This is a genomic window from Lewinella sp. LCG006 (assembly GCF_040784935.1).
In the GTDB taxonomy this organism is placed as follows: Bacteria; Bacteroidota; Bacteroidia; order Chitinophagales; family Saprospiraceae; genus Lewinella.
Window position 1 is genome coordinate 992,497 of record NZ_CP160680.1, and the last position, 13,682, is coordinate 1,006,178.

Consider the following 13,682-nt stretch of genomic DNA (forward strand, 5'->3'; position numbering starts at 1 on the left):
AAGCCTATAAATGTCTTAAAAGCTTTACTTTTGTCGAGATTACACACCAAGCCAGTACTGGAGTATGATTCAAAGCTTGCACATTCAAAATTACGCCCTCATTGAGACACTCAATATCTCTTTTCCCAAAGGCCTGACCATTATCACTGGTGAGACCGGTGCGGGAAAGTCGATCATTCTAGGTGCTCTTGGTTTGATCATGGGTGAGAGGGCCGATACCAAAGCTCTCTACGATCCTACCACAAAATGTGTGATTGAAGGTCGGTTTAAAGTAGGGGCTTATGGCCTGCGGGATTTCTTTACAGAAAACGACCTGGACTACGAAGACGAGCTTATTATTCGGCGCGAAATCACGCCGAGCGGTAAAAGCCGAGCATTCATCAACGATACGCCTGCCAACCTGAAAGTACTGCAAAGCTTGAGTGCGGTACTGATTGACCTGCACCAACAATTTGACACCCTGGATATTCACCAGATGGGTTTTCAGTTGAGGTTGCTCGATGCACTGGCCGAAAACAAGGCTCTTCTACAGGGCTACCAAGAAGAATACCGCACCTACACCCGTACCAAAAATCGCCTGGAGCAACTGCGCAACCAAAACGCAAGTGCAAATCAGGAACTGGAATTCAAACGTTTCCAATTGACAGAACTACAAGAAGCTGAGCTGTTGGCCGACGAGCAGGAAAGCCTGGAGACGGACTTCGCCAGCCTCAGCAATGCCGAAGACACCAAGCGCTCAAGCGCCGAAGCGTTCCAGTTTTTGTGCGAAAGCGAAGTATCGATTGTTGACCAGATGCAGACCCTGACCCAGTCTTTATTTAGCTCTGCTAAAGTAGACCCCGTTGTAGCCAATTTACAGGAACGTCTCCTGGTTCTCACCGAAGAACTCAACGATATTGGCACCGCGCTGGAACGCCATGCGGAAGCGACCGACTACGATCCCGAACGCATCCAGGAGATGCAGGCCCGTTTGGACATGATCTACCGTTTGCAGAAAAAGCACCACGTAACCACCATTGGAGAACTGCTGGACATTCAGGAAGCATTGCAGCAGGATTTGAGTCTTTTTGAAAACGTTGACGAGCAGATCGACCAACTCACCAAGCAAGTAGCAGCAGCCGAGAAAAAACTGCGCCAACAGGCCCAGGAGTTGAGTAAAAAGCGCCAGGCCGTCGCTCCTGCTTTTGCCCAGGAAGTAGCTACTACACTCGCAGACTTGGCAATGCCAGCAGCACAGCTGGTGGTAGATATCCAGCCCTTGGAAGAACTTAGCTCAACAGGGCTCGATGAAGTGCAGTTTTTGTTTTCGGCCAACAAAGGTAGCGCACCTAAGCCGATTAAGAATGTCGCTTCGGGGGGCGAATTATCGCGCCTGACCCTGGTAACTAAATCACTAGTAGCCAGCGCAATGGCACTGCCCACCCTGATTTTTGACGAAATCGACGCGGGCGTCTCCGGTGATGTAGCGCTCAAAATGGGCTACATCTTGCGCAAGCTCAGCAATCACCACCAAGTCGTTGTCATCACCCATTCGCCGCAAGTAGCCGCCCGGGCAGATGAGCACTTGTTCGTCTATAAAAAAGAAGACGGTGATCGCACGATGACCAAAGTACGGCAATTGGCTAAAGAAGAGCGGGTGCGGGCCTTGGCAGTGATGCTCAGCCAGAATCCACCAAGTAGTTCTGCCTTGGAGAATGCAAAAGAGCTGATTGGTCAGTCTTAAAAAGGAGCATTTCTTATCTTCGCGAGCCAGTGCTGGGCTTCTACCCAAAGGCCAACTAAAACAAAACATCTTTTCCGCTATGCGAACTGTATTTATACTCTTGGGCCTTGCCCTCACGCTTACCCTCACTGCTCAGGTAGAACTTCAGGAGGCGACCCTGTTGGGTAATTGGGATGATCCTAATCTCGTTGGTTCCTCGGCTTACGACAATACTTACAACGAAGTTTGGGGGCTGGCTCTTGGTGGGCGAGAATACGCGGTCATCGGCTCTACGGCAGGCACTCACTTTTTGGACGTGACCTTCCCTAACGATATTCGCCAGATGGCTTTTGTCGCCGGTGGCACCTCTGGACCTTCGATTATTCACCGCGACTACCATCACTATGGCTGCTACCTCTACGCAGTAGCGGATGAAGGGGTGAACAGCACCCTGCAAATCATCGACATCAGCACGCTTCCCGATTCGGTGACCGTGGTTTATGACAGTGGAGAGACCTTGCAACAGTCACACAATATCTTTATCGACAGCCTACAGGCGAAACTCTACTGCCTAGCCGCTTTTGGCGGGGAAGCCGGAGGGTCGGCCTTGCGCATTTACGATATCAGCGAGCCTACCACCCCCGTGTACCTGGCGGAATACTCCAATTTTGGCGGGCTTTCGGCAAGTCACGTTCACGATGCTTACATCCACAATGGGTTGGCCTACCTCAATTGTGGTTACAATGGCTTTGCCATGGTGGACTTTACCGACCCGATGGCCCCACAAACCTTGGGCATCATGCAAGATTACTCCTTCTCTGGCTATAACCATTCAGGCTGGCCCAGCAACGATGGAAACTATTACTATCTAGGCGACGAGAACCACGGCTACCCTATCAAAGTCATTGATGTAAGCGACCCTACGGACATGCTAGATATTGCGGTATTGGCTGCCCCCAATGCTGATTTATCACAAACCATTCCGCACAACCAGATAGTAGCTTGCAACTACCTCTACGTCTCTTATTACTATGACGGGCTCATGGTTTATGACATTAGTGATCCCGCCAGCCCTGTCCCTGCTTATTTTTATGATACTTCCGACTGGGTATTCGACAACAACTACCGCGGAGCTTGGGGTGTTTACCCGTTTTTGCCTTCCGGCAACATTCTGGTTTCCGATATGCAACGTGGCCTCTTTGTGCTGCGCGGCCCTGAAACCGAGTGCTACCAACAGGCCGAAAGCGTCATCAATTGCGGCATCATCAACAATACCGAAACACCAACCTGGGTGAACGAGATTGGCATCTTCCCTCAGCCCGCTTCTAGTGCGCTCCACCTGCGCTTGCCTCAAAATGCAACGACGACCGAAGCCCAGTTGCGCCTCCTGAACTTAAGTGGACAGGTGATGCATACTTTCAACACGACCAGCCTCAATGCGGGCAGTACTTCGCTAGATTTGCCCAACTTACCCAACGGCATGTACCTGTTGGATATTCAGGCCAAGGAGTGGCAGATGACTCAGAAGGTGATTGTACAGCATTAGGCTTCCGGGGCCGTGCGATCGGCACCAGGCTGTCCGCTGCTCCTTCACGCAGGGTATGAAACCCTGCCCTACGGAACGTCCTTTGTGCCCTTAGTGGTTCAAAAAAGAGAGCAGTAAAACACCGCAAGCCCAGGCTCCCCTAAAATCTCGCGTAAATTAGCCCTTAACATCCTTCACTGCAGCAATGAGTTCGTAACTTGCGCGTTGTACTTGATATTACTACCAAATGAGCGTGTCTTTTACCGACTTGTTGCCGCTGCGATTATTCGTCTTATTTTGTATGCTCTCCTTGGGTGTACAGGCACAGCGGCCTACTTCTACTTTTCCTAACCAATCAGGAGGAGGCAATACGCCCAATAACCGCCGGGGTGGTGACCAACGCGAAAGCGCACCCGACACTTTTGGCATTTTTATTTTCCAGGTAGACAACCCCAACGAGGAACGCCCCTACGACGATTCCTTACTTACGACCTTCCACCAATTTGATCCTACCCGGCAGCGGTCCGACGATTATGCCAATCTAGGTATTCTTGGTTCTGCCCATCAGCCCTTGGTCTACCAGGGTGAGGACCGAGGTGGATTCAGTTTGGGCTGGAACCAGTACGACCTTTATTATGTCACGGGGAGAAGCATGCCCTATTACCGCCTGGAGCGCCCTTACACAGACCTACAATTTGTACAAGGCTCGGAGCAGCAGGACAACGTTATCAGTGCCAAATTCAGTCGCAATTTCGCCAACGGCATCAATTATGCCTTGGATTATCGCGCCATCACCCAAGAAGCCTCGGGTAGCCAGTACCCCAACCAACGCAACCAAACGCGAGCCCTCGCCACTGGCTTTTGGCTGCACAGCAAGGGGGGGCGCTATGATGGTTTCCTCAGTTATGCTGCCAACACGACCAACGCCGAAGAAAATGGTGGCATCCTCACGCTCCCGGAAACGGATGGCGAATTTGACTCGCCCGCTACCGCCCAGGTTTTTCTCACCGATGCCCAAAGCCGTTCTGCTTTGCGCGAAGTGATGTACACCCAATACTACCGTTTTGGTGGACAGGTAGATTCTACGGGTCGCTCCCGCCGGGCGTTTACGCTTTCTCACCAGTTTGATTACGATAAAAATACGTATCGCTTCGCCGATGCTTTCAATACCTCCGATACGACTTTCTACCAACGCTTCCCTAGTTTATTACTGGATGTTCGCGGCGCACGCTACTACGTGGAGCAACGTTCGGTGGAGAACAGTTTTCGTCTGAGCACCTACCGCTTGGCAACGGGCAACCGCTTACGCCAACAAAAAGACCTGATAGAAGTGGGCCTTACCCACCGATATAACAATGTGCAAATGGAACCCGGAGATACCGTGGTGAATAATTTGCTCCTTACGGGAAAAATAGGCCTCCGCCCGGGCGATCGCCTGCGCTTACAGTTGGAAGGCCTGCTCGCACTGTGGGACCAAGCCGGCGACTTCCGCATCAAAGGCAACCTGGATGTCGACTTGAAAAAAGCAGGGCTGCTCCGTCTCGAAGTGCGCAACCAACTCTACGCTCCTACCCTGCTGGAAAGTCGTTTTTTACTGACCCAGCAAGAACTCTATCGCCGCAATTTCAACAAAACCGTAGCTACCAAACTCGCTGCTACTTATCGTCTTGAATCGATTGGCATCGAACTGGGAGGAGCTTATCACCTGCTCAACAACTTCATCTATTTTGATAGCACCGCCGCGCCCCAACAAACGGGTACGCCAATAAGTATCCTCCAGCTCTCGGCTCAAAAAGATTTCCGCTTTGGTGCTTTCAGTCTGCGCAACCGCATCGTCCTGCAACAAACCGACGAGGAATTTCTGCGGCTGCCCGGCATCTTTGCCAAACACAGCCTGGTTTACAACGGGCTTTGGTTCAAGGTACTGAATGTACAACTGGGTGCGGATGTGCGCTACACCACTGCCTTCCAACCCGATTATTATAATCCCTTTATCGCCCAATTCCAGCTACAAAACCGCCAGGAAGTTGATTTCTTCCCCAATGTAGATGCTTACTTCAGCTTCCGAGTGTCTACCTTCCGCTTCTTCATCAAGGGCGAGAACCTCTCCACGATCTGGGCACCGGATCAGCGGTTGTTCCTCTCGGCGTTTTATCCCTGGCCTTCGTCGGCGCTACGATTTGGGGTGAGTTGGCGGATGTTGGATTAGGAGAGTTGTTATGCTGGGACATGTTTTGCTGCAAGCGAAAAATTTCATCCTGAACTTCGTTAGATTTTTCGCCGAATTGCCCGCATTCGGCTGCAAAATCTGCCTCGTTCAGAATAAAATTTTAGCGCTTTCGCTAAAACAGCCCCCAGCAGAACAACTCTAGGGTTGGAAGGGTGTAAAAGTGGAAGGGTGGAAGAGTTGGAAGAGTGTAAGGGTTGGAAGGGTGTAAAGGCGTAAGGGTTGGTGAAAAAGCAAAAATCCCTTTATTGTAAACAAAAAAAGAACCAATCATGGGACAAATCGCTCATCTGAAAAGAATTGATCAAGCTACTTTTGAGGAAGTACTTACTTTAGAAGAACACCCTTCAGCTATACTTGAAGCCCTCGACGTTGATAAAAACTGGGACGCAATCATGTATATTTTAGGAAGAGGTTTTATTGGAAGAGAACCAACCGTAAATCTTTTCATGCCGAAAAACATGGTTGTGCTTTATGAAGACGAATATTTGCAGGACGGCATTCGCTACCATAATGAACAAGAGATTTCCGAATTGTACGATGTATTAAAAAATTTCGATGTCATCAATGAACTTGACAAGCTCAAAGTTGAGATGATGAACAAGAAAATCGCCTATCCCATTGAGGTAAATTCATTGAGTGCCATCGCAGAACAAATTATTACGATCAGGTCTATGTTCGCCAGTGCTGTTAAAGAAAATAGCATTATTATTGGGGGTATTGAATATTAAACAACTGTTTTAAAACGCTCCTATGCGCATCCACTTAGGCCTAGCTATTCAAGACCAAGTACTTCCAGCTCCTCAAGATTTGATGGTTGGAGAAATGTACTGCAGCCCCAAGCAACTACTTGTTTGGCTAGAGGATCATCTGGGGCTGCGGCAGCCGGAAGAGAATGTGGAGCATTTACGCATCGAGCAGTATCGGCAAGCACTCAAACATCATCTCCAGGATCACCCTGAGGCGTTTTTTAATGCTTCTTTTGTGGCCGATGATATGGGTACGGCAGCCAGTATGCTCGACCGTCGCGACGAACTGCTGCTTGCAGGATGCGACCTTGGAAATACCAACATCCAATCGGAGCGCCTGCGCGTGTTGATGGAGATCGAGTGTTTGTTCCAAGCCAAAGACAATGCCTTTCAGCTCTTGCCAGGGCGTGCGGATCGACTGGTAGCCGTTTTGGCGCAAGCCGAACGGATTCCTGCATTTCTAAATAAGCTGATCCTCTGCGATGAGCGGCACCTTTTTCCCCCCTTTTGGCAAAGATTTTTCCAAACCCTCACCAAATACCATCTGGACATCCAGGAGGTAGCAGATTTTCCCGCGCCGAACGTAGACACCGACTTGGGGCAATGGCAGGCTTTCCTACGCGGCGAACTCCCCAAGCCTGCTCCTCTGCGGGGGGATGGTAGCCTGCTTCTCATGAATGGGTTTCGAGAGACCCACCTGGCGGCTTATCTCGCTCGATTATTGCGAGAAAACACCGCCTTCCAGCCCGCTTTACTCCTCCCCCAGGCGAATCGCACCCTCGATAGTGCCTTCACATTGGAAGGACTCCCTAGTTTGGGCGTACCCGCAGCTTCGTTGGCGCGGCCCAGTTTGCAGGTGCTCAAATTGGCTCCGGTTTTCTTGTGGCAACCTGTGGACCTTTACAAAATCATGGAGTTTGTGTCGCTGGCCGTCAAGCCGCTTGATGCTGGATTGGGGCAACGAATTGCTGCATTCCTGGCGGATACACCGGGACTGTTTTCCGGCCGTTGGTACGGAATGATCAATGATTATTTCGAAAAAGAACTCCCGCAACGCTTGGGCCCTAATGGCTCCAAACGAATAGCGAACATCCGGGCCGAATTTGACTTCTGGTTCAACCGCCAGCGGGCAGACAGTCGGCAGGAAAAGGTGGCCAAGCAGGAGGTCATGGCCATCTACACGCACTTGCAGGAATGGGCCACCAACCTGGGCAAAGAAGAAGGCGCAGCTACGCTCTTGGTGCTATCGGCCCAGGCTCGTCGTATTGTAGAACTGCTCACCGCACTACCAGAAGACGAGTTGGGCTACCTGGAATTGGAACGCATTGTTCGTACCATTTACGAACCGGCTCCGTTGGAATACCAGGCGGCTGAGGCGCATCACTTGCCACTTGTTCATCAACCTGGAGCCGTAGTAGGACCGGTAGACAAGCTCGTTTGGTGGGATTTTTTTGAGCGAGAGCCGGATTACTTTTTTTCACGCTGGTATCCCGCGGAATTGCAGGAATTGGCACAACTGGGCATCCAACTGGCAGAGCCCGATCAACAAAATCAGCGCCTTGTTGCTCAGCGAAAACGCCCATTACTTTGGACACAAAAGCAACTGATCCTTTGTCAACCAGATTTTTGCGAAGGACAGCCTGCCACGCCGCATCCCCTTTTAGGTGACCTCATGGCGGCCTTTGGGGAAGATCTTTCCTGTATTAGTATTCATCTCGACAAAGGCACTACTGCTCCCGCTTGGTTGGCAGCTTTTCAATTGCCGACCTTCACTACGCTACAACCTCAACCGCTACCTAAACCCCAACCTTTCCTGCGGATAAAAGATAGCCTTCGCAGACGAGAAGCCGAAACCCCCACCAGCTTGGACAGCTTACTTTACTACCCTTACCAGTGGGTATTCAGGCACCACATCAAACTACGACAGTCCAGTATCCTTAGTGTTGTGCAGGACAATCGACTCTTGGGTAACCTCGCCCACCGCTTGCTCGAAAAATTGCTTGCGCAATCGTTCTACCGCTGGTCAAAAGGAGAACTAGACGCCTGGATACAGCGGGAGATTCCGCCGCTACTCGAGAAGGAAGGTGCCACTTTGCTGCTCTACGGCCGCGAACCAGAACGCATTGCCTTTACCAAACAAATGAAATACGCAGCCTGGAGTTTGATTCATCTGATCAAAGAAAACAACTGGGAAGTGCTGGCCACCGAAGCAACTGTAGAAGGAACGATCAATGAATTGCCCATCAATGGCCGTGCCGACTTGGTACTAAAAAGGGGGGAAGAAAGGGCCATTATCGACCTCAAATGGCGAGGGCAAACACGCTATACCAACCTCCTCAGCAGCGGCGAAGATATCCAATTGGCGCTGTACGCAAAACTGCTGGAACCAGCCACTAGCTGGGCGCATACCGCCTACTTTATTATTGAAAAAGGGCGTCTATTGGTGCGAAACACCCGCGCTTTTAATGGCGTCCAACCTGTTTCAGATGAGCTGGATCACGAAGATATTTACGAAGCACTTCTGGAAAAAATTAATGCGACCTACCAGTGGCGCCTACAACAGTTGGACAATGGCGAAGTAGAAATACGTTGTGAGTATACCCACCAAGATCTAGAGGACCATTATGGCGAAGTCCTTTTAGAATTATTAGAAATGAAAACGACCGATGCTTATTTCGACGACTACCAGGTATTGATTGGTTTACTCCAATAAAAAAGGCAACTGGTAAAATACCAACTGCCTGCATAAAGCCTCGGCAGTGGTACACTTTCTAGAAAGCAACTACTTTAAAGGCCACGGCTTCCCCGCCGCTGTTTTTCTTCTGGTACTTGTAGGAAAGTAAGCTCACTACTCAGCCAGCTATCTAGGTTTCCGTACCAATCCAGATGTGGTGAAATACTATCGCAACCTCCTGCTTTGGGAGCGCACTGGGTTTTTTCCCAGTGGTAAAGACAAGCCGGACAACGTCCGCCAGTCGAAAAAACATCCCAAGTATGGCCACAATGGCATTTCCAATGTTTTTTTCCGTCAGGGTGCCATCCACAGCTTGGACAGCTGACCTCTTGATCAACCTTCTTCATGTGATTTAGTTTTCGTTTTTGCACTGCCTGGGTACCTGGTTGACTGCCTGGCCTGTTGAGCCACTAAAAGCTAGTCGAACGGTTTGTTAGATTAGATTTACGGAAATCCAGCGAAATAGTTCCAAAAACGAATAATGATTTTCCAAAAGATGCACTTATTCCCTAAATAAATTTTTAAAGCGGGTGCAATGCCGCATAATAGATCAGGTACCACTCGTCTCCGCCCAAGCGAGAAAACCGACGCTCCATGCCATACTGGCCATTTTGGTGAACTATATTTTCAATCACCAAATCATCTCCCAGACTGATAAATTCTGATGTAAAACCACTGCTGGAGGTAAAATTACGGTGCATCCGCCAGTCTTCTTTTTCCCAACGGAATCCTGCACCATGATCTTCCGGCCGGGAAGACACCCCTTGCAAAGGAAACTGAATATGTGCCAACTGATAAAGGCTATCCGAATGAAATTGCAGGTAAAAAGTATCAAAATCAGGCACCTCAGCAGAAGAGGTGGTCTCCTCTACTTCAATTTGTGATGAGGTATCCTGGCAGGCGGTTGTTAGCAAGCCAAGAAAGGTTAAGAAAATGAGTAAGCGAAAATAGTTCATAAGAACAAAATTACTTCTTAGTTAGGGGATCCATTTGCTCCCAAGTCAGCAGGCACGCTAGCAAGGAAGCCTCACTAGGCTGATGGGCAATTCTGTACTCTTTTACGTTTGCCTCAGAAAAAGTTTCAGCCGTAGTATGGCCAATGCCAATTATCCTTTGTCCTGGCTGTATGCTATAACGCTGATGATAAGCTTGAAAATTGAGCGGACTGGTAAAAATCAAATAGTCGGCAGGAGCCAATTCAAACGACGTAAGTGGTTGATTATCATAAACAACAATCGACTGATGTGCCACTTCAGCACCCAGCATTGTGGCAACCGAAGCCCGAGACTGTCGAGCTTGCACAAAGAGGACACTTTCTTGTTGAAGAATTTTTCGAAATGCTTCCGCGGTGGCGATCGGGTTACCATCCCCCTTGAAATCAGGGAAAAACCCATGCTTCTCTAAAGCCCGAACAGCACCATTCCCTAAGCAAGCCAATTTTTGCTCCGGCCGAGGTTGTTTTTGCATAAAAAACATGTCGACCCCCATAGCACTGTAGAAAAACAGCCAATCAGCCACGGGAATTTCCGCTACGATTACTGGCGTAAACTGAAGCAATGACTTTGCCTCCAATTCCCAACCTTCGTCCTTACGGAGCTGATGGAAAGGACTTGTTGGCTTTAGCTTTCGCGAAAGAAATACCCGTGGCACTGGACTAGCTATTCTTCTTCTAAAAGAGCCGCAGCATCTTCAGCTTCAATCAGTTGAACGTTGGTAGCGATGAACTGCTTATCTTCGTTTTTATCAAGAGTAAACTCTACTTTATCTCCCACCAGTAGGTCATTAAAATCTAATTCTTTTACACTCGTATAATGGAAGAAAAGATTGTTTGGTGGAAACTTGATGAAACCGTACCCGTTTTTAAGGCTTAGGATCTCACTGCTGTGAACCTCACCAACGTCGCCATCATATTCTTCTGCACGAGGCTCCAAATCATCACTTTCTTCTGTTTCAAAGATGGGGTGATTACGTCGTTTGCTCTCTCCTGGTACAAATATATTGGTGATCAAGGGATCATTACGCCGCAGACGGTTGTCAATAATTTCGTGCATCGGTACCGGATAAGAAGCCTCTTCCAGCAAATCCTGGGAGGTACGTGTCACCATCATCTTGCCCATATCATTGGTAAACTCAAAGTCCCACGAAAGGATCATCACTCTGGTTCCAATGGTATTCAATTTGCGCACCAGCGGCAAAAAATCGCCATCGCTGGCAATCAGTACCAGAACATCAAAATGTTTGTAAACCGCGTTCTCATAAGCCTCTAAGGCCAGCCATACGTCAATTCCTTTTTCCTCTCGCCGGCCATTGGTATTCTTCAGCGGCAAATAGTGAGTGGTAACTCCTGCTGACATCAAAATATCGTCAAACACACGGTCCCAGTAAAGTACGGCTCCTCGTTGATGCGCTTCCTGGGCACTCAGGCGGCCGCGGAAATAGTGAGCATCTACAATTTGGCAAAGGTCCGGAGAACTCTTTTCCCGGTCTGCTACTTCTTGTTTTATAAACTTGTGTAATCCCGTAATACTTAATCTTCTTTGTCGTGGGTGATCGTAATTATAATAATTGCTTACGTGTAAAAAATAATTCCCATCGTAGAAGACACCGATTTTGGTCATTTTACTTTGCATACTTTAGCTACTAGCTTTTATCTTATTTTAAAAATTTAATCATGCTGTGCTGAAAAATTAGCCTTTCAGCGATTGTATGGCTTGCTCGGCCAACTCAAAACGAGTACTCGAAGACAAGCTGATTTGCTTCAGGGGCGCCACCGCTGATTCCGCATAGGCCGCCCAAAGATGGTAATTTCCTGCGTGATCTTTGGTACAATAAGCTCCCAAAGGCAAGTGGCAACCTCCATCCAGTAATTGTAATACCCGTCGTTCAACATTGGTGCAATCTGCCACTTCTTGCTGGTGAAGTGCTCGCAGTTGGCGACGTAATTCTTTATCATTTTCCCGAACCTGAAAGGCTAAAACGCCTTGTGCAGGTGCCGGAATAAATTCTTTAGGGTCAAATTTTATCACTTCAAACTCGCTCAAATCCAGCTCCAGGCGAGTAATACCAGCACCAGCTAAGACGATGGCATCAAATTGCCCTTGCCGTAATTTGTCGATTCGAGTAGGCACATTTCCACGAATATCTTTCAAGGCCAAGTCGGCACGAAAGTGTAACAATTGAGCTTTACGCCGTGCGGAAGAAGTGCCCACCACTGCGCCAGTAGGCAGCTGTAACAATTTTTGCTTGACACTCACTTCTTTTCGGACGATCAACCAATCCGTAGGGTCTTCTCGATAAGAAACAGCCGTAATGACCAAGCCTTCGGGAGAAGTTGTCGGTAGATCTTTCATTGAATGGACAGCCAAATCTACCTGTTCCCCCAACAATGCATCTTCAATTTCTTTGGTAAAAAAGCCTTTTCCTTCGATTTTATCAAAACTAAGATCCTGAATAGCATCCCCTTTGGTCTTGATAATATGGATACTGGAGGTCAAGCCTATTTTTGTTAATTCGGCCTGTAAATAATTGGCCTGCCACAATGCAAGCTTACTGCCTCTAGTACCTATCCTTACTTCCCTTTTCAATTTTTTGCGGCAAATATACACAAAACAAAGCTTCTTAGTTCATTTTCTATTGGTAACAAAGCAAAGCCTTCCTACCTTTGTAGCTATGCAATTATCAGCACAAGAACTAGCCGGCATTCTCGGCGCCGAAATAGAAGGTGACGCAACTGTAAAAGTTAACCGTCCCGCCAAGATCGAAGAGGGAGAGCCTGGATCAATAAGTTTTTTGGCCAACCCTAAATACGAAGCGCACCTTTACAGTACTGCCGCTTCTATTGTAGTGGTCAGTAAAGACTTTGTTCCTCGTGAGGCTTATACGCCTACCCTACTTCGGGTAGAAAAGGTCTATGAGTCGTTTGCACGCTTGTTGTCATTTTACGACCAAGCGGTACAGGGGCGCCCCGAAGGTATTTCCGACCAAGCCTACATTGACCCCACCGCTGAGGTAGCCGATTCGGCGGTGATCGGTCGATTCACTACGATCGAACGAGGGGCAGTTATTGGACCCAATGTGGTCATTTTTGATCAAGTCTTTGTTGGGGCCAACGTGCGCATTGGGGCAGGAAGCATCCTCTTCCCTGGCGCGCGGGTCTTGCACCAATGCGAAATTGGGGAACACTGTATTCTGCACGCAAATGTCGTGATTGGCAGTGATGGTTTTGGCTTTGCGCCCAATGAACAGGGCGTTTACCAAAAAGTCCCCCAAGTAGGCAAAGTAGTCTTGGGTGACCGCGTAGATGTTGGGGCCAATAGTACCATCGACCGAGCGACCATGGGTGTTACGCGGATCGGCGAAGGTGTGAAACTTGATAATTTGGTACAGATCGGGCACAACGTCGAAATTGGCGCACATACCGTTATTGCGGCGCAAACGGGTGTAGCAGGCAGCACTAAAATAGGCAAACACTGCCGGATTGGCGGGCAGGTGGGTTTTGTAGGCCACGTCAACATTGCCGATGGAACGCAAATCCAGGCACAGAGTGGTATCGCCGGCCCTATCGACGAACCGAATCAGGCCTGGTTTGGCTCGCCAGCTATTCCCTACCGCGATTATATCCGTTCTTATGCCGTTTTCAAGAAGCTGCCAGAGCTGTACCGACAGCTTCATCGACTAGAACAGGAGTTAGAAGCCTTGCGTAAACGCGACGAATAAGTAATAAAAAGTTATCTTTGCGCGATATT

The 13,682-nt window shown here is 48.9% G+C and carries 11 protein-coding genes; 6 read left to right on the forward strand and 5 right to left on the reverse strand.

Annotated elements, in window-relative coordinates:
- Nucleotides 1-64 precede the first annotated feature (64 nt).
- From recN to AB0L18_RS03390, 5 genes are all read left to right on the forward strand, one after another.
- Nucleotides 65-1,723 (forward strand): DNA repair protein RecN, encoded by a 1,659-nt coding sequence (gene recN, locus AB0L18_RS03370; RefSeq protein WP_367391168.1) that lies wholly within the window; start codon nt 65-67, stop codon nt 1,721-1,723.
- 79 nt (nt 1,724-1,802) lie between these two features.
- Nucleotides 1,803-3,248 carry a choice-of-anchor B family protein gene (locus AB0L18_RS03375; protein WP_367391169.1) on the forward strand — a complete coding sequence of 482 codons (1,446 nt, stop codon included), beginning with the start codon at nt 1,803-1,805 and terminating at the stop codon, nt 3,246-3,248.
- A 226-nt stretch (nt 3,249-3,474) separates the two neighbouring features.
- Complete coding sequence (locus AB0L18_RS03380) at nt 3,475-5,436, forward strand: putative porin (protein ID WP_367391170.1); 1,962 nt, start codon at nt 3,475-3,477, stop codon at nt 5,434-5,436.
- Nucleotides 5,437-5,726: 290 nt separating this feature from the next.
- Nucleotides 5,727-6,185: a DUF1877 family protein gene (locus AB0L18_RS03385; RefSeq protein ID WP_367391171.1), complete on the forward strand. Its 459-nt coding sequence runs from the start codon at nt 5,727-5,729 to the stop codon at nt 6,183-6,185.
- 22 nt (nt 6,186-6,207) lie between these two features.
- Entirely contained in the window at nt 6,208-8,916 is a 2,709-nt protein-coding gene (locus AB0L18_RS03390) for a RecB family exonuclease (protein ID WP_367391172.1), read from the forward strand.
- A 74-nt stretch (nt 8,917-8,990) separates the two neighbouring features.
- Here AB0L18_RS03390 and AB0L18_RS03395 read toward each other — a convergent pair whose 3' ends face one another.
- From AB0L18_RS03395 to hemC, 5 genes are all read right to left on the reverse strand, one after another.
- Nucleotides 8,991-9,284, reverse strand: a complete 294-nt coding sequence (locus AB0L18_RS03395; RefSeq protein ID WP_367391173.1) for a hypothetical protein — start codon at nt 9,282-9,284, stop codon at nt 8,991-8,993.
- Between the two features lie 174 nt (nt 9,285-9,458).
- The gene (locus tag AB0L18_RS03400) at nt 9,459-9,893 is read right to left on the reverse strand and encodes a hypothetical protein (RefSeq protein WP_367391174.1); all 435 of its coding nucleotides are present in this window, start codon (nt 9,891-9,893) and stop codon (nt 9,459-9,461) included.
- A gap of 10 nt (nt 9,894-9,903) precedes the next feature.
- Nucleotides 9,904-10,587: a uroporphyrinogen-III synthase gene (locus AB0L18_RS03405; RefSeq protein ID WP_367391175.1), complete on the reverse strand. Its 684-nt coding sequence runs from the start codon at nt 10,585-10,587 to the stop codon at nt 9,904-9,906.
- Nucleotides 10,588-10,595: 8 nt separating this feature from the next.
- Nucleotides 10,596-11,567 (reverse strand): NYN domain-containing protein, encoded by a 972-nt coding sequence (locus AB0L18_RS03410; protein ID WP_367391176.1) that lies wholly within the window; start codon nt 11,565-11,567, stop codon nt 10,596-10,598.
- Between the two features lie 57 nt (nt 11,568-11,624).
- Entirely contained in the window at nt 11,625-12,521 is an 897-nt protein-coding gene (gene hemC / locus AB0L18_RS03415; protein WP_367391177.1) for a hydroxymethylbilane synthase, read from the reverse strand.
- 85 nt (nt 12,522-12,606) lie between these two features.
- Between hemC and lpxD the strand changes: the two genes are divergently transcribed.
- Nucleotides 12,607-13,653, forward strand: a complete 1,047-nt coding sequence (gene lpxD, locus AB0L18_RS03420) for a UDP-3-O-(3-hydroxymyristoyl)glucosamine N-acyltransferase (protein WP_367391178.1) — start codon at nt 12,607-12,609, stop codon at nt 13,651-13,653.
- Nucleotides 13,654-13,682: the final 29 nt, after the last annotated feature.

Bases quoted from the DNA above. Each gene is read 5' to 3' on its own strand.
- recN (WP_367391168.1), top strand. From the start codon at position 65: ATGATTCAAAGCTTGCACATTCAAAATTACGCCCTCATTGAGACACTC.
- AB0L18_RS03375 (WP_367391169.1), top strand. From the start codon at position 1,803: ATGCGAACTGTATTTATACTCTTGGGCCTTGCCCTCACGCTTACCCTC.
- AB0L18_RS03380 (WP_367391170.1), top strand. From the start codon at position 3,475: ATGAGCGTGTCTTTTACCGACTTGTTGCCGCTGCGATTATTCGTCTTA.
- AB0L18_RS03385 (WP_367391171.1), top strand. From the start codon at position 5,727: ATGGGACAAATCGCTCATCTGAAAAGAATTGATCAAGCTACTTTTGAG.
- AB0L18_RS03390 (WP_367391172.1), top strand. From the start codon at position 6,208: ATGCGCATCCACTTAGGCCTAGCTATTCAAGACCAAGTACTTCCAGCT.
- AB0L18_RS03395 (WP_367391173.1), bottom strand. From the start codon at position 9,284: ATGAAGAAGGTTGATCAAGAGGTCAGCTGTCCAAGCTGTGGATGGCAC.
- AB0L18_RS03400 (WP_367391174.1), bottom strand. From the start codon at position 9,893: ATGAACTATTTTCGCTTACTCATTTTCTTAACCTTTCTTGGCTTGCTA.
- AB0L18_RS03410 (WP_367391176.1), bottom strand. From the start codon at position 11,567: ATGCAAAGTAAAATGACCAAAATCGGTGTCTTCTACGATGGGAATTAT.
- lpxD (WP_367391178.1), top strand. From the start codon at position 12,607: ATGCAATTATCAGCACAAGAACTAGCCGGCATTCTCGGCGCCGAAATA.